Origin of the sequence: Psychrobacter sp. NPDC078929 (assembly GCF_050267985.1) — a bacterium.
Taxonomy (GTDB): Bacteria; Pseudomonadota; Gammaproteobacteria; order Pseudomonadales; family Moraxellaceae; genus Psychrobacter.
In genome coordinates this window covers 15,304-35,903 of sequence record NZ_JBNNFX010000023.1, presented here as the reverse complement: position 1 = coordinate 35,903, position 20,600 = coordinate 15,304, and the positions used below count along the sequence as shown (strand labels likewise).

The 20,600-nt window shown below is 40.9% G+C and carries 17 protein-coding genes and 1 pseudogene; 3 read left to right on the top strand and 15 right to left on the bottom strand.

What is annotated here, in order from left to right; genetic code table 11:
• Positions 1-61: 61 nt before the first annotated feature.
• The 5 genes from ACQKCG_RS11930 to ACQKCG_RS11910 form a co-directional block, all read right to left on the bottom strand.
• Entirely contained in the window at positions 62-424 is a 363-nt protein-coding gene (locus tag ACQKCG_RS11930) for a phenol hydroxylase subunit P4 (protein WP_102091440.1), read from the bottom strand.
• A gap of 146 nt (positions 425-570) precedes the next feature.
• Positions 571-2,088 carry an aromatic/alkene/methane monooxygenase hydroxylase/oxygenase subunit alpha gene (locus tag ACQKCG_RS11925; RefSeq protein ID WP_102091439.1) on the bottom strand — a complete coding sequence of 506 codons (1,518 nt, stop codon included), beginning with the start codon at positions 2,086-2,088 and terminating at the stop codon, positions 571-573.
• 50 nt (positions 2,089-2,138) lie between these two features.
• Complete coding sequence (locus ACQKCG_RS11920) at positions 2,139-2,408, bottom strand: MmoB/DmpM family protein (RefSeq protein WP_102091438.1); 270 nt, start codon at positions 2,406-2,408, stop codon at positions 2,139-2,141.
• A gap of 60 nt (positions 2,409-2,468) precedes the next feature.
• Positions 2,469-3,479, bottom strand: a complete 1,011-nt coding sequence (locus ACQKCG_RS11915; RefSeq protein WP_102091437.1) for an aromatic/alkene monooxygenase hydroxylase subunit beta — start codon at positions 3,477-3,479, stop codon at positions 2,469-2,471.
• Between the two features lie 49 nt (positions 3,480-3,528).
• Entirely contained in the window at positions 3,529-3,840 is a 312-nt protein-coding gene (locus ACQKCG_RS11910; protein WP_102091436.1) for a phenol hydroxylase subunit, read from the bottom strand.
• A 370-nt stretch (positions 3,841-4,210) separates the two neighbouring features.
• On the opposite strand from ACQKCG_RS11910, the gene ACQKCG_RS11905 reads away from it, so the two are divergent.
• The 3 genes from ACQKCG_RS11905 (at position 4,211) to ACQKCG_RS11895 (ending at position 6,884) form a co-directional block, all read left to right on the top strand.
• Positions 4,211-6,028 carry a sigma-54-dependent Fis family transcriptional regulator gene (locus ACQKCG_RS11905; protein WP_102091435.1) on the top strand — a complete coding sequence of 606 codons (1,818 nt, stop codon included), beginning with the start codon at positions 4,211-4,213 and terminating at the stop codon, positions 6,026-6,028.
• A 99-nt stretch (positions 6,029-6,127) separates the two neighbouring features.
• Positions 6,128-6,424 carry an IS630 transposase-related protein gene (locus tag ACQKCG_RS11900; RefSeq protein ID WP_320157865.1) on the top strand — a complete coding sequence of 99 codons (297 nt, stop codon included), beginning with the start codon at positions 6,128-6,130 and terminating at the stop codon, positions 6,422-6,424.
• Positions 6,399-6,884: a transposase gene (locus tag ACQKCG_RS11895; RefSeq protein WP_201572146.1), complete on the top strand. Its 486-nt coding sequence runs from the start codon at positions 6,399-6,401 to the stop codon at positions 6,882-6,884. The genes ACQKCG_RS11900 and ACQKCG_RS11895 overlap by 26 nt, the downstream gene beginning before the upstream one ends.
• 130 nt (positions 6,885-7,014) lie before the next feature.
• Here the strand turns inward: ACQKCG_RS11895 and ACQKCG_RS11890 are convergent, their stop codons facing one another.
• The 10 genes and pseudogenes from ACQKCG_RS11890 to ACQKCG_RS11845 all read right to left on the bottom strand — a co-directional run bounded on the left by ACQKCG_RS11890 (position 7,015) and on the right by ACQKCG_RS11845 (position 20,545).
• Positions 7,015-7,923 (bottom strand): LysR family transcriptional regulator, encoded by a 909-nt coding sequence (locus tag ACQKCG_RS11890; protein ID WP_102091433.1) that lies wholly within the window; start codon positions 7,921-7,923, stop codon positions 7,015-7,017.
• 17 nt (positions 7,924-7,940) lie between these two features.
• Positions 7,941-8,906, bottom strand: coding sequence for a PDR/VanB family oxidoreductase (locus ACQKCG_RS11885; RefSeq protein WP_102091432.1), 966 nt, complete (start codon positions 8,904-8,906; stop codon positions 7,941-7,943).
• A 302-nt stretch (positions 8,907-9,208) separates the two neighbouring features.
• Entirely contained in the window at positions 9,209-10,177 is a 969-nt protein-coding gene (locus ACQKCG_RS11880; RefSeq protein ID WP_102091431.1) for a PDR/VanB family oxidoreductase, read from the bottom strand.
• Between the two features lie 73 nt (positions 10,178-10,250).
• Positions 10,251-11,330: an aromatic ring-hydroxylating dioxygenase subunit alpha gene (locus tag ACQKCG_RS11875; protein ID WP_102091430.1), complete on the bottom strand. Its 1,080-nt coding sequence runs from the start codon at positions 11,328-11,330 to the stop codon at positions 10,251-10,253.
• Between the two features lie 163 nt (positions 11,331-11,493).
• A pseudogene (locus ACQKCG_RS11870) lies at positions 11,494-12,258 on the bottom strand (IS5 family transposase).
• A 585-nt stretch (positions 12,259-12,843) separates the two neighbouring features.
• On the bottom strand, positions 12,844-15,186 hold the full coding sequence (locus ACQKCG_RS11865; protein ID WP_427585418.1) for a TonB-dependent receptor: 2,343 nt from the start codon (positions 15,184-15,186) through the stop codon (positions 12,844-12,846).
• Positions 15,187-15,364: 178 nt separating this feature from the next.
• Positions 15,365-15,736, bottom strand: a complete 372-nt coding sequence (locus tag ACQKCG_RS11860) for a hypothetical protein (RefSeq protein ID WP_427585417.1) — start codon at positions 15,734-15,736, stop codon at positions 15,365-15,367.
• A 58-nt stretch (positions 15,737-15,794) separates the two neighbouring features.
• On the bottom strand, positions 15,795-17,294 hold the full coding sequence (locus ACQKCG_RS11855; protein WP_424505612.1) for an MFS transporter: 1,500 nt from the start codon (positions 17,292-17,294) through the stop codon (positions 15,795-15,797).
• A gap of 207 nt (positions 17,295-17,501) precedes the next feature.
• On the bottom strand, positions 17,502-19,637 hold the full coding sequence (fhuB, locus tag ACQKCG_RS11850) for a Fe(3+)-hydroxamate ABC transporter permease FhuB (protein ID WP_427585416.1): 2,136 nt from the start codon (positions 19,635-19,637) through the stop codon (positions 17,502-17,504).
• The gene (locus tag ACQKCG_RS11845) at positions 19,634-20,545 is read right to left on the bottom strand and encodes an ABC transporter substrate-binding protein (RefSeq protein WP_427585415.1); all 912 of its coding nucleotides are present in this window, start codon (positions 20,543-20,545) and stop codon (positions 19,634-19,636) included. Before ACQKCG_RS11845 ends, fhuB begins: the two co-directional genes overlap by 4 nt.
• Positions 20,546-20,600: the final 55 nt, after the last annotated feature.

The following is a 20,600-nucleotide window of genomic DNA, read 5'->3' as shown; positions in this document are numbered from 1 at the left end:
CTCGCAATATCTGTAATTATTTATTACTTAGATGAATCTGCGCTTCAAATAATGGTGGATTTTATACCCCTGTTCCTTTCCAACCATTTAAGCCAGGTGTTTTAAATCGTAATAATGACTTGTGATCAAACCCTAATGCTTCAAGCGTTTTGTCATCTGTTGGCGTTATTGATTCTCCATTAAGATTCCACTCAACCTCATCCCATTTGATATTTTCAAAATCTGGATGCTGATTAAAACCTTCAGATAATACTCCAGCCTTAAAATCTGCAAAAGTCATTGTGGGAGGTAATGGGAAGGCTTTAGCTGAACAAAACAGTAAATGCTCATCCCAACCAATAAAGACTAAAATGTTGTCGCCATAGTTTTCTTGTTTGTCCATAACCTTGCCCGTGTAATCTGGGCGAATCGCTGTAACTGCCATAATAATTTCCTTATTAATATATTTGCTAATTAATTACTTGCTTACTAACTATTTAACATTCTATTGTTGAGAGCTTATTTGTGTATTTTGGTTCAGTAGCGCTGACTTTGTTTAGCCGCGCTACTAAGCTCTAATCAACCAATAAATTAAGCGGTGCCTTTCCATTTGTTCCAGTTTTGCTCATCCACAGAACCTTTGAAGTCCATATTATCGACACCCACATTGAAGCGATAATACTCACTAAGAATCTTCTCAAGCTCAGGGCCACCACAGTTACCTTGCAATATTTGCTGTACTGGTAACCACGCTTGCACGTACTTTTCAGGCTCATCAACGAAGATATCATGGCAACCATTTGAACACATGTGGTAGCGCTCATCGTTATAAACTGTCGTGCGATAGCTAAATGTACCAGGATCACCGTCCATTTCCGTAAAGGTCATGGGTACCTGACAGACTTGGCACAACATAGGCAGGCCTGAGCTATAAAAACGCTTGCCTTCTGCTTCCATTTTCTTTGCCAACTCCCAACGTGGACGATAGTATTTATCGAAGGTCTCAGGATACTTTTCGCTTAACCAATCCATCTCTTCATCTGATGGAATCCAAGTGTGAAAGCCAGCAACATGACCGAAGTTATAGAAGATCCACCACGCTTGATGCGATATATGTTCTTTCTCTTTTTCAATCACTTCACTATATTTTGGTTTTTCGATACCATAGCGAGCTAAATCGTCGAATAACGCTCCACCTGCATCTTCAAAGTAGACTTCCCATGCTTCTTTCCATGACATAACTTTATTTGGCAACATATAATCCATCATCATGCCCACGATAGACAGTAGACGGGTGCCACGCCAAAACCACTTATCAATCCATTTTTGTACAATTGGCAGGTTATCTTCGTGCTGTTCTAGCAAGAACTTGATAATCTCAAGCCCTAATGTCATATGACGTGCTTCATCCGATTGGGCACTAAAGCCAAAAGTGACGGTAGCCATATCACCATTGTGAGCTGCACCAGACATGAAAGGTACAAACAACAGATTGGTTAAGACATATTCGAACGAGAATGATATTGCCAATAAAAACTCAAATGGTCCTGCTGAACGCGCATCTTCAAAGAAAGATTTAGGAACAGATAAGTACCAAACGCGGTCATGCATATGGCTCCAATCTTGAAAACCATTGAAATACTTATTAAAGTGACTCATTGCATGAACTTGGGTTTGAACATGACGTAGCTCATCGATAGACTGCATTTGACAAGCAATGCGTGCACCAATACCACTGAACTGACGACCTACGTTAGCGTAGCCTTGATAGGCCTGATACTCTAAAGGAGTAACTGCTGTCAAAAAAAGCTTGATAGCATTAAGGTAGCGTGGGTCTGAGACGTTCATTTGACCATTATTCTGAGAAAATGCATCAAAAATAGCATAAAGCTTTTTCTCTTTTTCGGCCTGATACTTCCAATAAGTATCCATCGTCAGACGGAAAGGATCTTCCCATTTTGACCAGTCAGTGATTTTAATACCTTCAAACTCTTCATGAGGAAAGGCTTCTTTTTTATCTTCATAAGAAAAGTCCCAATCAAGATCACGCGTCAAGAGACGATACTTCTCTTTTAAATTGAGTTTCTTAGCTGTTTTAGTAGTAGCCATGCTGTGCTCCTTAGCAAATGCTAAATTATTAATTTAATAAGTTTGAATAATTACTGATTCCAACTTAAGGTCAGTGAGTCCTCCTCTTCCTCAACGTTACCACCCAAAGTGACTAGACTTAATTGCAACTCTTGGATTTCCCATTCGCGACCGATTTTTTCTTCGACCGTGGCACGATTGACGACAAGCTTGCCTTCACATTCCATTCGAATCATAGCTGGCTGATAAATCACCGTTACTTCTGGATTATCTTCTTCTACTGCCTGAACAATATAATGTGACATATCGTTGTCTTGTAACGCCAAGTATACTTTTGACATAAGCTTCCCCTTAGAAAATTAATAAATATTAATGAGCAATTTAAATACGGTTAAAAGCAATTAAGCAGCAATTTGAACACTTAACCCTACTGTTTTACAACGTTTTGCTAACTGAGTTTGAATATCATCTAGTGCGATTAATACTTGCTCTTCACTAAACATTTTCTCAATTAAGGGACGATAGGCGGTGACTACTTTTTCTTGCCACTTATCTAACCATCGCTGACAGTTCTGTTTGTTATCATCACTTTCGGCAACTACTATCTTAATAGTGCTGTTACTCCAGCCAGTAAGATCTTTAAAGCAATCCTGCATAAACTCAGTTAACATAGCGACATCACGACCATTGTTTTCGACTAACCACTCATCTAAATGTTGGTAGTGAACCACATGAATAAAAGTATCCATAACTAAAGATTGTGCAATGAATAACTCAAACCAATCTTTTATAATTAAGGTATGTTCACACAATGCACGAATACCTTGCCATGCTTCATCATCCATCCAATAGTTTTTGGCTTGAGTCAATGAATCACTAGAGTTGCCATCTATTAATAAACCTATCCGCGATAGATATTGCGCCATGCCCAGTCTGTCCATGCCAGCATACAAACACGCTTGGGTAATTGCTGTGCCATAACCATAAGCAGCACCATACATATAATTTAAGTTAGCAGTCTGTTCAACATGACGTAACGGTAATAGTCCAAATGTAACTGCGTCTATTACATCTTCGCCAAGGTTTTCAACTAAATCACGCTTTTCAAAAAACTTATAACTACCTTCAGCGGTATCTTGCAGTCGTGCACGATTTTGCACATAAGCTCCATAATAAAACTGACGAGGATCTTTCAGGTCGTACCAATCTTCCATCTGAATAATCGTGTAGTTTTCATCGTTCAATGTTTTGTCAGGATTCCATAGTGGACGATAATGAGAGTTAGCCGTGCCCTGCGCATCATAAGTTGCCTCTTGATAACGAGTTGCAGGTTTGTCACCAAAACGCCGAGCGATGTTCGCATAGGTATGACGGATAGGCTCAAGGTTCGAGGTTTTAATTTCTAAAGACATGATTACTGCTCCTTTTTGAATGTAATAATTCTTGAAAATGGTAAAAGGTTTAGTGACTACTTTCAGATCGATTATTACTAATCAAAGTAGCCTCTGTGCCATAACGCCACTTATCTTCCTCCTCATCATTGAAGACCATCTGTTCTGCAGTCATTGGAATAACTTTGTTATTAATACAGAAATCTTCAAAGCTTTTAGGAGGTAAGACTAATTCGACAAATAGACTAGAGTCGCCGATAGCAAAGTCAAACATTACGAATTTAGCATCTGGCTCACTTCTTACTCGTACATATTTGGGCAAGTCATTAAAAGAAAGATTAGACTCTTGATGATAATTTGATGAGGTATTAGGTGAATTCATTCTCAACTCCTTTTCTTAAATGGTATGAATATAGACAGTCCTTATCCGGTATTTACTACCTTACAAGTTGTATGCCAACTTTATAATTATTGACTTAAGTTTTTGATTTTAATAAAATTATTAAATAACACTACGCATTAACCATCTAAGCTCAATAGTTTTATTTCATGATTTGAGTCATTCATTTTTCAAAATTTCATGAAATACTTAAATTATTAAATTTAGAATCGCTGCTCATAGTTTGATATAGCTTGATAGGCCATGTATTTAGCATGATAAAATTGCATGATTTAGATGGATGTGTAATGATGATTGGCTTAACCATCTAAGGATAGATGTTACTCAGCTCCTTACAAGGAACGCACCTGCTATGTCAAAACAAACCTCTTATAAAGATGATACTCCTGAAGTAAATGCAGTCCCTCATCCATCTAAATTTCTCGATGGCAAGGCTATACCTGAGCCAATCAAACTTAATAAAAAAAATAATAAAGAGAAAACTGAATTCTCAAAGAGAATCGAAGATTTATTGACACATCTTGAGTTTGATTTGCATTCAGGGAAAATATGGTTCGGCGGTCAACGCATGATATTAAGCCATGCTCATGCCCTATGGCGTCTACGAGAGGATGTCGAGTCGACTTTGGGTAGCGATATTATGCAGCGGCTTTTTTTTCGTTACGGTCATTTTGCTGGGGAACAAGACGCTGAGATTAGTAAGAAATTACGGCCAGAAGGCAGTTGGAAAGAGGTGTTTTTATCTGGTCCACAGCTGCATGCCATACGCGGTATGGTGAAGGTCGTTCCTGATAAAATGAGTGTCGACTTCGACAACGGTAGATTCTTTGCAAGCTTTGATTGGTATAACTCTTTTGAAGCCGCTTATCATAAAAAGTTCCATGGGGTTTCAGATAAGCCGATATGTTTTAGCTCACTGGGTTACGCCAGCGGCTATACCAGCTCCTTCTTTGGCCGTCAGATTGCTTTTAAAGAAGTACAATGCGCGGCAATGGGTTTTGATCATTGTCGTATTGAAGGGCGACCATTAGAGGACTGGGAGGAAGAAACGGATCTTGAAAGGTTTTTCAACACTGAGCGCTTAAATACTGAACTGTTTGAGCGGCGCAGTAATTTTGATGAGATAAAAAGACAAAACCCTGATTTACGTATCAACCCTGAAGGATTTTTTTCTGCTATTGGTGAATCGCCTTCTTTTAAAAAGGCAACAGCGCTGATGAAAAAGGTCGCAAAAACCAAAGCGACTGTTTTATTGCAAGGAGAAACTGGGGTTGGTAAAGAGGTGTTTGCTCAAGCGCTCCACGATGCTAGTGATCGCAGAAGCAACCCTTTCATCGCTATAAACTGTGCCAGCATCCCTACCGATCTTATTGAGTCTGAGCTGTTTGGTGTTGAAAAAGGCGCTTTTACTGGCGCTACGCAATCTCGAAAAGGCAAAATTGAAGCGGCACATTTAGGGACACTCTTTTTGGATGAGGTTTTTGAGTTATCATCGCGGGCGCAAGCAGCTCTACTGCGCGTATTACAAGAAGGTATACTCAACCATGTCGGCAGCTACATTGATATAGCTGTTGATATTCGAGTGGTGGTAGCCACCAATGAGAATCTAAAACAGGCCGTAGCTCAAGGAAAGTTTCGTCAAGATTTATATTATCGATTAAACACTTTTCCTATCTACCTACCTCCTTTACGAGAGCGTAAGCAGGACATACTTCTACTAGCCAAGTTTTTCTTACATAAATATGCGGATATGTATCAAAAAAATATTCAAGGTTTTACAGATCAAGCGCGAGAATATCTGAGTTTATATAATTGGCCAGGCAATATACGAGAGCTACAAAACGTCACCGAGCGAGCGGTCATACTCAATGATAACCACAAGTGGATTGATGCTAGTGATTTACTTTTATCCAATATCGAAGATAATAATATGAATGATAATAAGCTTCGAATATCGGCTGAAAGTGGTGGTTTACAGCATTCTAGCATTGACGACCATAGTAATACCGCACTTGCCACCTTATTCCATGGTGGCTTTGATTTAGAAGTGTTTAACGACAAGCTTATTCGTGTCGCTTTAAGTCAGTGTGATGGTAATGTATCAAAGGCTGCACGACTCTTAAATATCAGCCGCGCAAAACTTGACTATCGACTACGCAAGCTCAATTAGCGGTGATTGTTATATGCAAAGTAACTAAAACTATAGTCAATCCCACTGACTTACTCGCTAGATTATCGCAAACAAGTACTAAAAAGCTTAGACGAGGGTATGACCCTTGCCGAGGCAGCTGAGTTTTATAACCTCAGCCCAACCACCATACAAAACTGGAAGCGGCGTGTTCATAGCAAAACAACCAGGCAAACCAAGCCCTATAAAATACCAGATGATGTGCTACTTAATGATGTCAAAGAACATCCTGATGATTACCAGTATGAGCGAGCACGTCGTTTGAACTGTAGTAAAACAGGCATTCATCATGCCCTAAAGTGCCTAGGCATCAGTCAAAAAAAAGACTTTAGAACATCTAAAAGCCTGTCCGATCAAAAGAGCGATATACCACAGTAAGCTTAATAGCTTTAGGCAGCAAGGCTATCCTATCGTTTATATATACGCGCGCGGCTTTGAGAGTCAAACCATTCGCTCTCATGGTTATGCACCGATTGGTAAGCCTTGTATCGATAGCTACAACTGGCAAGGTAAAAAGCGAACCAACGTTATCGGTGCTCTATATGAAAAGATGCTGTTTGCCCTAGATTACTTTGAGACAAACATCAACAGCATCGTCTTCTATCACTGGTGCAAACACAAGCTAATCCCAAGTCTTAAAACAAAATGCGTGATTGTGATGGATAATGCCAGATTTCATAAGAGCAAGCGTATTCAAAAGCTACTGAATAGACATGGTCATCGTATTTTATGGCTGCCACCGTACAGCCCTGATCTAAACTATCGAAAAGAAATGGGCTCAGGTGAAGTTTCTACGCCAAGGCTGGATGGAAAACGACTTATCCAAATTGTTCTATGATGTTTGTCCTAACCATAACAATTTTATTTTGAACTGACTATAGCGTTATGAATCTTTAATTTAGCTGACACAGAGTTTTGAACGTCCTCTACCTTTGATACATATTCTTTTCATCAATAAGTCGATACGATTAAGTAGACTTTAACTTATGATTAAATATTTTTTTAGCTACATTAACGAAATTATCAACGACGGTATAGTTTTCTTTTTTTCGGTATCTGAGAATAATTGGGCTAAAAGCAAACTCTTCACTTAGAGGAAGAAATACCAGATCTTTACTATAAAGATTAACCACCCCCTCATTCACTATTGTAATTCCAAATCCAGCCAACACTAATCCCAAAGCAGATTGAATATCACGTACAGGCTCAAATAAATTTGAGGGTGACATCATTTTGACTTCGAAAATTTCAAGAATAATTAATAGGAAATTTGGTTGTGGAGTATCAGGAAATAAAATCATCGGTTCATTAACGATATCTTCTAAAGACAGAGACTGGTTAACTTTTAGCTGTAACAGTGGATGCTCTTTGTATAAAGCAACATAAAGTTTTTCTTCTTTCAGAATAATACGCTCAATCTCGTGATCTATAATTTTAAGCCCACCAACTCCTATGTCAATCTTGCCGTTTTTTAATTCTTCAATCTGTTGAAGAGTATTCATGGCTTCGACATGAATGGAAATATCAGGATACTTTAATCGGTAATATTTGATGCATTCTGCCAGTTCGCTATACATGGCAGAACCAATAAATCCAATACGCAGTGTATTATTGGCTCCGCCAATTTGCTGAGTCATCTTCTTAAGATGCATTTCACTCTGCACAATTTTTTTAGAATTTTCATAGAAGTATTTACCTGCCTCTGTCAATTCTATGGATCGAGTATTACGTACCAATAACGACACTTCTAACTCTTCTTCCAAATTTTGTATAGCACGACTTAATGGTGGCTGAGCAATAAATAATTTTTCAGCCGCTTTTGTGAAACTCATCTCATCAGCTACAGCAATGAAATATTTCATTTGGCGAATATCCATATTGTGCGGCTGTCCTCTTAAAGATCAATAATAAGGTGCTGTGATTTTATTTTTGAACAGCAGGGTGTAAACATAGTCAAATGGTCTGTTTCATTTAAAATCATATCCTGATGATGTAACTCACCTCCGGTATAACGCAGCGTACATGTGCCACAAATACCCTGTTCACATGACATTGGTACTACATAACCTGCCTTATTTAAAACCTCGGCAATATTATCCGTTTGTAATAATGAAATTTTTTGACCTGTAGATGCAATTTCTAAGCTATGCTCTTGATCAGATGCTAACAGCAACTCAGTCATAGGATTTTTAAAACATTCTTTATGAATAAATTCTTTTGTCCATTGCATAGCTAATGCCTGCGCTTCGACATACTGAATAAAATGTCCAGAGCCACAAACATAAATGTGTGTATTGACTTTTTCTTGCTGTAAAACTGCTGCGATATCAAAGCCGTTAGTTTGTTGATTACCAATATAGGTCACATAATGGCTATTACGGTTCATGATATGAAATTCATCAATACGGTCAATAAATGGGATATTCGGCTGACGTATACAGTAATGTAAATCACATTTACGTTGATCGATAGCAAGGCTCGACCACATACTCAAAATAGGTGTAATGCCGATTCCACCTGCAATCAACAGAACTTTTTGGTCAGTATCATCGAGTTCAAATAGATTACGTGGTTCACTTATTTTAATAAGGTCGCCCACTCTAAGTTGCTCGTGAATATAACGAGATCCACCTAGTGATTGCGGCTCTTTTAAAACACCTATTTCGTAATATCTACGGTCTTGTAGTGGACTGATGAGTGAATATTGACGTACTTTGCCATGAGGAAAATGGAAGTCTATGTGCGCACCACTATTAAAATGAGGTAATAACTTGGTATGAATTGGAACAAGTTGAATACTTAGGATATTGTCAGATTCATAGCGCATTTGCTTTATGCGCACATCAATGAGGTTATTCACATTCAATCCATATCTTCTACAGGGTTTAAAATTATGATTCGATATATCTTTATTAGGCCGTGTCCCTAATTTAAAAATACGGTAAAAAGTGCCAAACTACGCCTAAATTTATAGAATTTAGAACAGGAAAAAATGGCACGAATCGCATTGGCAGATGAATTCTAAAAGTCAGCCTATGATTCTCATTCTTCAAGTTTATAGCAAACCTTAACCCTGTATTTTCTTTCGAATGATTGATATTTTTTTCATGATGAATATCCTTATTGATTTAATGCACATTGTACTGTATAAAATCAATTAGTTTAAAGGTCTAATTCCAGAACAGGAGAACGTGATCTAGAAACACAAATCATCATCCGTTGGTTGCCTTGTTTCTCAGTATCACTTAAAACCATATCTAAGTGCTCAGGTTCACCACGAAGTACTCTGCATTCACATGCGCCACAAATACCCGCACGGCAAGAAAATGGCACCTCTACGCCCTGCGCTTCGATTGCTTCCAAGATTGACTGCTCAGGTTTTACAAGAATGTCGCGTCCTGATTTTGCTAATTTTACGGTAAAGTCTAATATAGCCAGTTCTGTCTTATTCTCTGACGTATTCAGTTTCGGCGCATTAAACCATTCAAAATGTACTCTTTCTGCAATATCAGCTGAAGCCTCTTTGAGTGCCAGCATTAGTGGATTTGGACCACAGCAATAGATATGGGTATTTTCAGCATTATCTTGTACAATTTTTTGTAAATTCAACAAATCTGCTTGTTCATCATTGAAATGGAAATGAATATTTTTTTCCTGATTAAGCGCACATAGACTTTCATAAAATGCAGCACGTTGTCGATTTCGTACAGAATAATATAATGTCCATTTTTTTTGATGTGCAATACACCAATGAATCATCGAAAGAATTGGAGTAATCCCAATCCCTCCTGCAATAAAACAATATTGTTCAGCATCAACCAACTCAAAATGATTACGTGGTGTGCTTACGCTCAGCATATCACCGAGCTTTATCTTTTGATGAATAAAAGCTGAACCACCCTGGCTATTTGGATCCAAACTCACAGAAAATACATAACGATCACTCTCTACAGATGAATTTAACAATGAGTAATGTCTCGTCAGTCCATTCGCAAGATAAATTTCTATATGCGATCCTGGTGTAAATGATGGAAGTGCTTGTTTCTTTTCATCTCTAAGCTCCAAGAGCAGGATACCTTTGGCTTCACATTGGATATCTGTCACTCTGAGCTTTAATTTTCCTACTGTCATAACCACCACCTCCTTTTAGTGGAATGAACGTGAAGTACTTCTCAACAAGTACTTCACGATGTATTGATAATATTTAAGCTTGATTTTGCTGTGTCTCTTGGCTAATCAGCTCTAAAAGTTTCTTACGTACACGTACAGGTGCAATATCATTTGACATTAATACTGGGTCTAAAGAGAAGAAATCGGTAGTTTCCATCTCTGTCTGTACGGCTTCAAGTAACGGTACGTCTTCATCTTCAAATGCACGATGCATATTCTGAATTTTCATCATATTAAAACTTGCATCTTCTTCGATATGATTACGACGTGTCGCAAAGAAATAGTGTGTTGTGGTATCAGTTTCAGGGGTGGTAGTATGTAAATCATATTGATTTAAATCATCTACGCCAAATTCTCCGTTTTGTACAGCAGCAACAGTAAGTTGAATATGCGAAGGTGCCGTCCATGTAATGTTAAAATATTGCTGAGCTGAGGCTTGTGGATCTGGTAACAATGGTGCAAAAATCATCATTGCAGGTTGTTGTTCCCATTCCCAACGTGCAGAAATACTATTATATGTTTCTGTAACCTGTGGAATAATTGGTGACAGCTTGCCACGCGTTGTAATAATTTCACCATGTACATGATCGATATGACTTAAATCCATTACATTATCGGTTATGAGCTCAAAATTGCATTTTACATGCATATAGGTATGACCAACCGAATTTGGATGTCCTGACAATAGTTCGCTGTAATCTGGGATTAAATTTTCATCGGCGTTTTCTGCGTTACCCATCCAAATCCAAATAAAACCATAACGTTCTATCAAAGAAAAAGATTGTATTTTCGCCGCAGTTGGAATGTGACCTTTCCCGTGAGGATTATGTACACATTGACCAGTGCAATCAAATTTTAAAGCATGATATGGGCAAACCAATTGGTCGCCTTCTCTTCTCCCTAAACTTAAAGGTGCGAAACGATGAGGACAACGATCATGTAGCGCAACAGGCGTACCATCTTGAGTGCGATAAATTACCATGTTGATATTCATAATTTTGCGCTTAAATAGATTAAATGCATCAACCTCGGTTGAAAGCGCAGCAACATACCAGCATTCTTTTAAAAAAACATCCTCAGACTGCGTGTGCGTTTTAAAAATCATCTTATTCATTTAGCATCTCCTTGCTATATTGACAATATTTATTGAACTATTCCGTTTAGCTAATTACTTTATAAATGAGTTTAGAAACGTTTTCCAATATCAAATATCTCTTAATTGGATACTTTAAAGGTATTAATTCTAAATTGTAGATTTAACTAGGGTGTGTTGACAATTACCGTAAATGGATAATCGTCGCTGCTAAATAGATATTAGCAGCAAACGACTCATCCGTTTTTTCAGCACGCATGGCCATTTTCTTGAAATCTTTCAGCTTACAGAAGAAGTTCTCGATTAAATGACGCCACTTGTACATTTCTTTATCGAAATCTCGTTGCTTTAAACGCTCGTTGCTTTAAACGAGAGCGTTTAGGGGGTATGACCGCTTTGCTACCACGCTCTTTTCAGTCTAGCAGTAGCCAATCCGTGTCAAAGGCTCTATCAGCAAGCAATGCATCAAACTCTTTGTCTTTCATTAAAGGGTTAACGCCAGCCATGTCATGCTGTTGTCCTTTCAATAAAGTAAAATCAACAAGGTTGCCTCATGCATCAACCATTGCCATGATTTTAGTGGTCATACCGCCTCTTGATTTGTCAATTTCCTGATGACAAGCCCCCCTTTTGCGCCTTGTCCATGACGATGTACCTTAACAATAGTGCCATCAATCTTGGCATACTCTAAATCTGAGTCATTCAGAGCATTAAATAGCTTGCTGAATCTATCGCTTTTTACCCATCGACGGTAGCGCTTATAAACACTGTTCCAGTTACCAAATTCAGGGGGTAAATCTCGCCACGGACTACCTGTTCGGACAATCCATAGAACAGCTTCGATAAATAGTCGATTATTTACGGCTGTTCTACCAACATCGGTCTCTTTACCTGCACAATACGGTTCTATCTTTGCCCACTGGGCATCACTTAGTGTTAATCTTGTCATAACAATATGATTATCAATTATTCTCTATATGTCAACACACCCTAAAATATCTTTATTTCAACCACATATAAATAAAGCCAGCTAGCAGCTAGCTTTTTTGATACCTTGAACTGAATACTTGTCCCTTACTGTTAAGTATCAGTAGATAGCAGCCATAACTATTTAGACTTTTAGAGAGTATCAATACTATTAATTTGATACTATTTTGATACTCTGTATATATTGTTAGATATGACTCTTTGTTGATAGCTATGTTTTGTTTTTATCCTAAGACCTTATGAGTAAAGGCTTTAATGTAAAATACACGGCTACTTATTGATAAGTATTGTGTATTGTTGTTGTAAAAAAGAGGACTCATAATCCTTTGGTCGTAGGTTCAAGTCCTACTGGGCCCACCACATATTAAATTAGGCTTGTTCGCAGCGATGCGGCAAGCCTTTTTTTATGCAAATTTAGAAATATTACAAACAGTGCAGCGAATAATAATTGGTATTTAACCGAAAGAAGTTATCTAAAATAAAGACATAAAAAACCCTTCACGCTAACTTTTCATAGCCTGAAGGGTTTTTTAATACGTGGCGCTTTTTAGTAATCGACGGTATAGCTTAGGCCATAAGTCGTGCCTGATGCAGGTAAACGGTTCAGATCGCCATACGTAGTTTGATGATAGACCGTTAGATAGTCTTTATTAAGCAAATTATAAACGCCATAATCTACTCGGCCAACTGGCATTTTTACTTGACCTAATACATCAAGGGTCATATAACCCGTAACTGGCAATGCACTAGAATCAGGGTCTCGTTGTTGGTCTTTAAAGGCTTTATCATCACCGCCGATTGCCAATGCTTGCAGACGTATGTTGCTGCCTTCATCAAAGTTATACTGAGCAAATGCCGTACCTTTTAATGGTGTTAGACGTACTGCATCGAGCTCCAGCCAATCGCCATCTTTGTCATACTGACCACGAGTATAGGCCACACTACCGCCCACTTGCCATTTGTCACTAATGTCATGACTAAGCGACCCTTCTATGCCATAAACACGCTCATCAGTATCGACAACCTCGACAGTATAGCTGTCTGTAAAGCGCACTACTTTATCTGATTCGTTATAAAAACCGCTTAAGCGTGCCGCTGTATCACCGTGTTTTCCTTGCCAACCAAACTCATAGTTATTGGTTGCAATCGGTTGAACATTGTCTGAATTAACCACGAAACCGGCACGCACATCACGCAGTGCTCGCTGTATATCTGCGGTATCAAGACCTTGTGAAAAATTGGCAAACAATTGATCTTTCGGTGTTATCTGATAGCTGGTACCAAGATTGAAAAGTACTTTGTCATGGTCGGTGTTGCCTTTTTCTACGTCGCCTGCTTGATAGTCAATGCCATAAGCTGCACTTGTCCCGCTAATAGCAGCACTATTAAAATACTCTTCAAGCAGCTGCTCATAGATGGGCGTAAAGGTATCAGTCTCAGATTTTAGCTTTTGATAACGCACGCCAGCACTGGTATGCCACTTATCAGTCAAGTCAACATCTGCATTGACAAAAGCACCCCATTTATCGATGGTGGTATCTGGCCCACCATTGTAAGTAAGCCCATTGGTTTGGGCGGTCAAGCCATTACTTGCAAGAAATATATTTAAGTCTTGACCATAATAGGTCTGCTCACTGTTTTCGCGTTCGACATCCACACCATAACTAAATAGTGTGTTTTTGCCTGCGATTTCGGTTTCAGTTTGCATGGCTGCACGTAGACCCATCACTTCGATATCAGCTTCTGACTGAGTCACAAATACTGCGGCACTGGTAAGCTTGTTCACTGTGTTTTCGTTAGTCAAACCATTGGCCTGCCATACTTCAGCTGCTTGGGTTGCTGCACTCTTGGCAGAAGGATAAAAACGGCCTTTTTCATCTCTATAGTAGCCCGTTAAACTTAAGCTAGAACCTGAACCCGCAAAATCATCATCACTATAATTTAAATTCACGGAGCTTTTTTCGGTATAAGGCTGGTTTTCTACGTTGGCACCATCGATGGCTTTTAAAGAAGGTTTTGCGCCAAATAACACGGCCAAACCATCACCGTAGTCTGGGCCATAGTCGGTATCTTGCTTATCTTTATAATAAGTCGCTGCGAGATCAAGACGTTGGGTATCCGTTAGCTCTATACCTAAGCTACCATTCACACTTAGTGATTCGGTATCTTGTTGATCCGTTTGGTTGACATCTGGGCTAACTCGATCGCCCTTGCTATCGAACTTTCCACCTTTGGTCTCATAATCAACATCTAAGCGTCCATAAGCCCGCTCGCCGCCATATCCTAATGTTTGCCCTACATTATAGCCAAATGAATCTGAGTCAAAGTCACGGCTACTACTAACGCCCACTCTGGTTTGTCTAATAGGGCCATAACCCACCAGAGATTTAGTCACAAGGTTAATTAGACCACCTGACGCGCCAGCACCATAGATACTAGTGGCACCCGAAAGCACCTCTACCCGCTCAAGCTGTGACGTATCAATACTGTTAAGCTCACGTGAAAGACTGCGTGAACCGCTTAATGGCACACCATTTAGCAAAAACTGTACTGGACGGCCATGCATGGTGGTGCCGTAGTTACTGGTCGAACCACTACTGGTACCCAAGCTCGGAATCAGCTGTGCCAAGATGTCACCAGTGGTACGGTTGCCCGTCGCCTGCATCTGAATCTCGCTTTCAGTAATTACTTGCGTGACGGCTGGCATCTCACTAATCTTCTGAGCCAGCGCCGTACCCGTTCTGGCTTTAGCAGTGACATTGATAGTGTCTAAAGTCACATTGGGAGTCTCATCTGACGACGAGTTTGCTGCTGAGTTTGACGTCAGTTCTGTCGAAGCCTGCACATCTGATACGGCATTCGCTTCATTGATATTGGTTTGAGCATACATTGGATAGATAGACAGTGGTATGAGTAATATTTAGCTAATAATACTGTGTGTACTAACTTTGTGAATCGTATTGTAAATGATAATCGTTTTTATTTATATATGTATTTACATCTTGTTAGTAAGCGCTTATCTACGTTGTTTTCAGGTATAGTTGACTATTTAATCTCTGATAACTTCATTAGTTATTGAATAATTTATCTAGCTTGTTATTACGATAGGCCTCAAAGAACCGCTGAAATTTCATCTCATCTTCTTTATGCTTTTTTTGGCAATCTGATAATAGCTGCTGTGCTATATCAACAGACAATATAAATACATCATCACTATCCATAATGGCAATATCGCCTGAACGAATAATCGCTATCTGCTCACCTAAGCGACAGGCAATATCGGGCGCTAGCTTACCTTGTGTTTGGTTACTCTTGAACATAGTCACAGCGCTGATACCCTGTATAGATACAGGAAAGCCCAACTTACTTTTAGCCAGTGAGTGAAAAGGACGATTGATCAAGATACCCACTGCTCTAAGGCGATTAATGCCTGCTGCCAAAAATCAATGATATTTCCGTCTTGATAAGTTAAAGTAAACCCCGATACGGGGTATTTGTTTATGGGGATCGTGGTAATTTGCACGCTGAAGGAATTGTGAATAATAAAATCACCGCGATGATCACCAGTATTTCTTGGATGGCGCTCGCCGTGCTGTCACTACTACCTACTGCTAATAACTGTACACCTCGACTGTCTATATAAAGGGTGGACAGCGTGATAAATATAGTAGAGATAATTCGGCGACTGATGTTATTAAGGGCGGCTCCCTCAGTGACTGCGTCTTTGGGTAAGCTGCTAAACCCAACGGTCGTGGTTGGTAGGTATGCTAGACCTACTCCGACGCCTCGCATACTCATAATTAGCATTAATAGCCAAAGCGTGGGCTGATACAAGCACCATGCCAGCATCAAAGTAGACAGCGCACTAATCGCAATTCCTACGATGCCAATCCCTCTGGCACCTTGCTTATCTACCATCTTGCCAGCGTAATGGGTGGTGACACTGGCTACGAGCGTCGCGACCATCAGGACAATGCCTGTCCATAAGGCACTCTCACCCATCACATCTTGGATTAACACGGGCAATAGCAAGAGACAGAGCATCAAACCGACTGTTTGGCTAATGCTGATGATATTACTGTGCAAATAGGTTTTATTATTGAACAAGCGCACGTTTAATAATGGATATTTCTGCCGCCGCTCATATGCCCACCAAACCATCGCGGACAGTAGAAACCCAATAGATAATAAACCCAACGTGGCTATCTTTAATAAGCCATCACTGCTGAGTAGCCCGCCAGTGAAGTCTACCTTCAGCGTACTCAGCCACACCATCATGGTCAATAGCCAAATGAGTAAGCTGATAAACCCAATGGTATCGAAAGGGCTTTTTTTATCATGTGAGCGCATATCAGGTATTAACCACCACACCATCGCCATGACCGCCGCACTGAGTGGCAAGGTAATGGCAAACAGTGTCCACCACGCAAACTGCTCAACCAAGTAAGCACCGACCAAAGGGCCAAACGCCAACGACATCATAATAACAATGCCCCATAGCGCCATTACTCTGCCGTGCTGCTGCTGCGGATAAATCTGATACAGCATACCAATAGACAGCGGGATAATCAGACCGCCACTCAGTCCTTGTATAGCCCTAGCAATAATGACAAAGCTCATACTAGACGCCAGCATGCCAATAACTGAGCCCAACATAAATCCAAAAATTGCCGCCAAATAAACATGCTTAAAAGGAAACTTTTTGTTTAAGTAGCCACTCAGCATCAGCCCCACACTCATGGCCAAGACATAAGCATTTAGCACCCAGCCGCCCATCACGATATCGACATCAAACACCGACATAAAGACAGGAATCGCTGGATTGAGCGCACTATTGCTAAAGCTGACGACCGTACCGCCGAGTAGTAATGTCAGTAATATCTGCTGTACTTGTTTGTCGGTCAAGCCATTACTACTACTATTCGAGGCTTCGTTTATAGTAGACCCGTTTGTAGAGGTTTTATTTATAGGTGCTTTATTTATAGGGGCGTTGCTCATTAAGCAGAGGCACCATAAAATTGAGTGATAGTCAGCATGACTTGCTCCTAGTTATTATTTTGCTAGCTTGCCGAGCACGTCATTCAATTTCGCTGAAACTTAGCATCGTTATTCTTATCAAATGGCTGCTCAAATAAGGTTAGATAAACCTCTGCTGAATGAAGACAAAATTGCCGGCTATTCAAATTCAATGCTTGCAGACATGAGCTATCTACTTGCTGAAGCTGGCACCTTACGAATGAGCCATAAGAAGTAGCCGCCACCAATAATGGCCGCAATCGTGCCCGCTGGCAGCTCATAAGGGAAAATAACATAACGGCCAATCCAATCCGCTATCACCATCACCCCTGCCCCTAAGAGTGCAGCTAGTGGCAATTGCCGTTCAAGCTTCACAGCTCCCAGTGAAGTAGCCAAATGTGGCACCATCAAACCAATAAAGCTCAATGGGCCAACGGCAAGCGTGCTGGCTGTGCTAAGTGCTGCCACCAATACCAACAACGACAAAGTCACTGGCGTAACTGCCACACCTAGATTGCGCGCCACACCTGTACCTAAGCCAAGAACGCGCAAGGGTTTTATCAGCAATAGACTGAGTACAAATAAGATAGCGGCAATGCCAATGAGATACCATACCGTACTGGGCTGCGCGCTATAAGTTGTCCCTGACAGCCAGCTGAGCATCGCTTCTAGACGCGGGTCTCCCGAGAGCTTGACCATATGCATCACCCCATCCATCATGGCGGCAATACCTATACCTACTAACAATAAATAACCTGAGCTGACCCTACGTGCTAGCCAAATAATCAATAGCAGCACGGCCATCGCCCCTGACAGTCCTGAAACCAGCAACGTTCCTGCTCCTGCAGATAGTCCTAAACTTGGCAGTAATAAAAACCCTAAAATAACCCCAAGTGCCGCGCCTGAACTGACCCCCAGCACCTCAGGACTGGCCATGGGGTTACGCGTTAAAGTTTGCAGTAGCACACCGGCGACCGCCAACATCAAGCCTGTGGCCGCAGCGCTCAAACTGCGAGGTAAGCGGTACTGCTGCGTAAGCGCCCAGTCCGTACTTAACCCCCAACCATTGATATCTTGTACAAATAAACAGGCAAACATGATAATAGCGAGCACGCCAACGCCCCATCGCCAAAAGGCAATGGATGTATGCTTACCTGCAAGCATCGGTGTCACTGTCTCTATCCGCTCGCGACGCTGACGCAAAATCAGCCAAATAATCAGCGGTGCACCCAAGATACCTGTCATGGCACCAGCTGGAATCTGCATATTCAGTATCGGCTCAAGCAGTAACGCGACATTGCTAGTCAATAATAACAGCAGCGCCCCCAACCCAAAGGCAATGGCCAAACGCTTACCAATAGCAGAAATACCTAGCGCATTGACCAAACTTGCCGCACCAAGACCAATAAAACCAATTAAGCCAACTTCACTAATCACTAAGGCGGTCACGACGGCGACAACCAGCACAACAAGTGCGCGAATCCCATTAATAGGTACACCCAAACGTTTTGCCTGAGTGTCATCTAGACTCATCAGCGTTAATGGTTTTAGTAATGGCAGACATACGACCGCCATCAAAATAGCAGTGATGACTAGCGCTATACTGGTATGCCAGCTATTTTGTGCCAAAAACCCGGCCGCCCATGACAGCATGCCATTACTACGCTCAGCAAAAAACAGTACTAGAACATTGGCTACTGCGGCCAGCAAAATATTGACGACCAAACCGGCCAATATCAAAATTAATGGATTAAATCGACTGGGTGCTGATAAGGCAAACACCAGACCCATACTAATGATAGCTCCTACAAAGGCTACATAAAGTCCGCCATAAATTGCCAAGCTTGGCAAAAACAACGTGACGATAAGCATGGCCAACTGTGCACCCACGCCCACACCTAGCGTTGTATCTGATGCTAATGGGTTTTTTACCAATTGCTGTAATAAAATACTGACCACGCCTAATAGCCCGCCAGCCAACAACGCCACTACGCTGGTTGCCACTATATGTAGCTGTATCGCCATACTGGCAATATCTAATTGCGAGCTTGGTATAAGCAAGTCACGAAGTGGGCGCGTCCATTGCTGATCTAGCAGCGCCCAACTACTCCATAATGACAAAGCCGCTAATCCGATGAGCATGGTCCATAGTCGCCAAGACAAATTGGCAAATAAAGAAGTCTGGGGATTGGGTTGATTAGGTGGCGGAGACGATTGTTTCAATGATGATTTTGACACTGTTGTTTCAGAAGCTGATGTCATCGTATGAGCACTGTCGATATGGTTATTGATAGGGTTATTGTTAGTATCTGCATTGGCGCTCATAGTACTTCCCCGCCTTTTAATGAAACTTCTGACAAGTTATTTGCTAAGCTGACCAATGACGACATCCCACCATAAATCCATACTGGTGGTAGCTCGCCCACACAGCGGGTATTGCCATAACCTAGGCGCTGCCAAATCAAGCTGTCATCAATTTCAGCTCTAGTGATTGGACTAAGTGGATCGATAATTAATAAACAAGTCTCATCATCTAATTGCGCTAAATCTCCCATTCGTATCGGTACAAACCCCCACTGATTGCCCTTGCCCAATACCACAAGCTCTCTACCCATCTGCTCTAGCGCAGGCTGAAATAAGCTATTTGCCACATACATACGCATGTTATTGGCATCTGCAAACTGTACCACTGCGAATTTCTTGGCTTTTGGATAACGCTCCTTGAATTGCTGACTGGCTAGCTTTATGTCTTTCTGGCTTTGTACAATATAGTCTTCAGCCATCTTCGGGTTGTCGATCAGCATGCCAAGCTCCCGCGTCGGTTCGGTATAGTCAGCCCACGTTGCCGTCTCTCCTTTGGCAGCAAACATCACAGACTCCGCAGGGACATCGCCGTATAAGTTGCGTGCATGCTCATAAAAATAATTATCTATGACCATATCGACAGGCAGTTGAGCGATTAGCTCAGCGTTGGGCTGATAGCGGATGCCTAAGTCTGTGATCGACGTTGGTAGTTTGGGGCTTCCCACCCATCTGTCCCAAACCCTGACATCACCTGTCGCAATTGGTGCATGCCCCATCGCTGTTAAAGTCGCTGCATTACCCCAGTCAGGAGAGACAATATTCATCCTATCGCTATGACTGTTTTCTGCTTCTGAGGTAGTGGATGTTTGACTATTACAGGCGGTCAATACCAAGCACAATGCGAGGGCGTACCATTTCAATATTGTCATTACTGATACTGGCTTAACTAGTGGATGTTTTAATAATTTATCTGTATAAAAAACG

What these genes read in the sequence shown, in the direction of transcription:
- ACQKCG_RS11890 (WP_102091433.1), bottom strand. Translation starts at nt 7,923, where the DNA reads ATGGATATTCGCCAAATGAAATATTTCATTGCTGTAGCTGATGAGATG.
- fhuB (WP_427585416.1), bottom strand. Translation starts at nt 19,637, where the DNA reads ATGAGCGCCAATGCAGATACTAACAATAACCCTATCAATAACCATATC.
- ACQKCG_RS11910 (WP_102091436.1), bottom strand. Translation starts at nt 3,840, where the DNA reads ATGAATTCACCTAATACCTCATCAAATTATCATCAAGAGTCTAATCTT.
- ACQKCG_RS11920 (WP_102091438.1), bottom strand. Translation starts at nt 2,408, where the DNA reads ATGTCAAAAGTATACTTGGCGTTACAAGACAACGATATGTCACATTAT.
- ACQKCG_RS11925 (WP_102091439.1), bottom strand. Translation starts at nt 2,088, where the DNA reads ATGGCTACTACTAAAACAGCTAAGAAACTCAATTTAAAAGAGAAGTAT.
- ACQKCG_RS11900 (WP_320157865.1), top strand. Translation starts at nt 6,128, where the DNA reads ATGACCCTTGCCGAGGCAGCTGAGTTTTATAACCTCAGCCCAACCACC.
- ACQKCG_RS11855 (WP_424505612.1), bottom strand. Translation starts at nt 17,294, where the DNA reads ATGAGCAACGCCCCTATAAATAAAGCACCTATAAATAAAACCTCTACA.
- ACQKCG_RS11845 (WP_427585415.1), bottom strand. Translation starts at nt 20,545, where the DNA reads ATGACAATATTGAAATGGTACGCCCTCGCATTGTGCTTGGTATTGACC.
- ACQKCG_RS11865 (WP_427585418.1), bottom strand. Translation starts at nt 15,186, where the DNA reads ATGTATGCTCAAACCAATATCAATGAAGCGAATGCCGTATCAGATGTG.
- ACQKCG_RS11930 (WP_102091440.1), bottom strand. Translation starts at nt 424, where the DNA reads ATGGCAGTTACAGCGATTCGCCCAGATTACACGGGCAAGGTTATGGAC.
- ACQKCG_RS11915 (WP_102091437.1), bottom strand. Translation starts at nt 3,479, where the DNA reads ATGTCTTTAGAAATTAAAACCTCGAACCTTGAGCCTATCCGTCATACC.
- ACQKCG_RS11880 (WP_102091431.1), bottom strand. Translation starts at nt 10,177, where the DNA reads ATGACAGTAGGAAAATTAAAGCTCAGAGTGACAGATATCCAATGTGAA.
- ACQKCG_RS11905 (WP_102091435.1), top strand. Translation starts at nt 4,211, where the DNA reads ATGTCAAAACAAACCTCTTATAAAGATGATACTCCTGAAGTAAATGCA.
- ACQKCG_RS11875 (WP_102091430.1), bottom strand. Translation starts at nt 11,330, where the DNA reads ATGAATAAGATGATTTTTAAAACGCACACGCAGTCTGAGGATGTTTTT.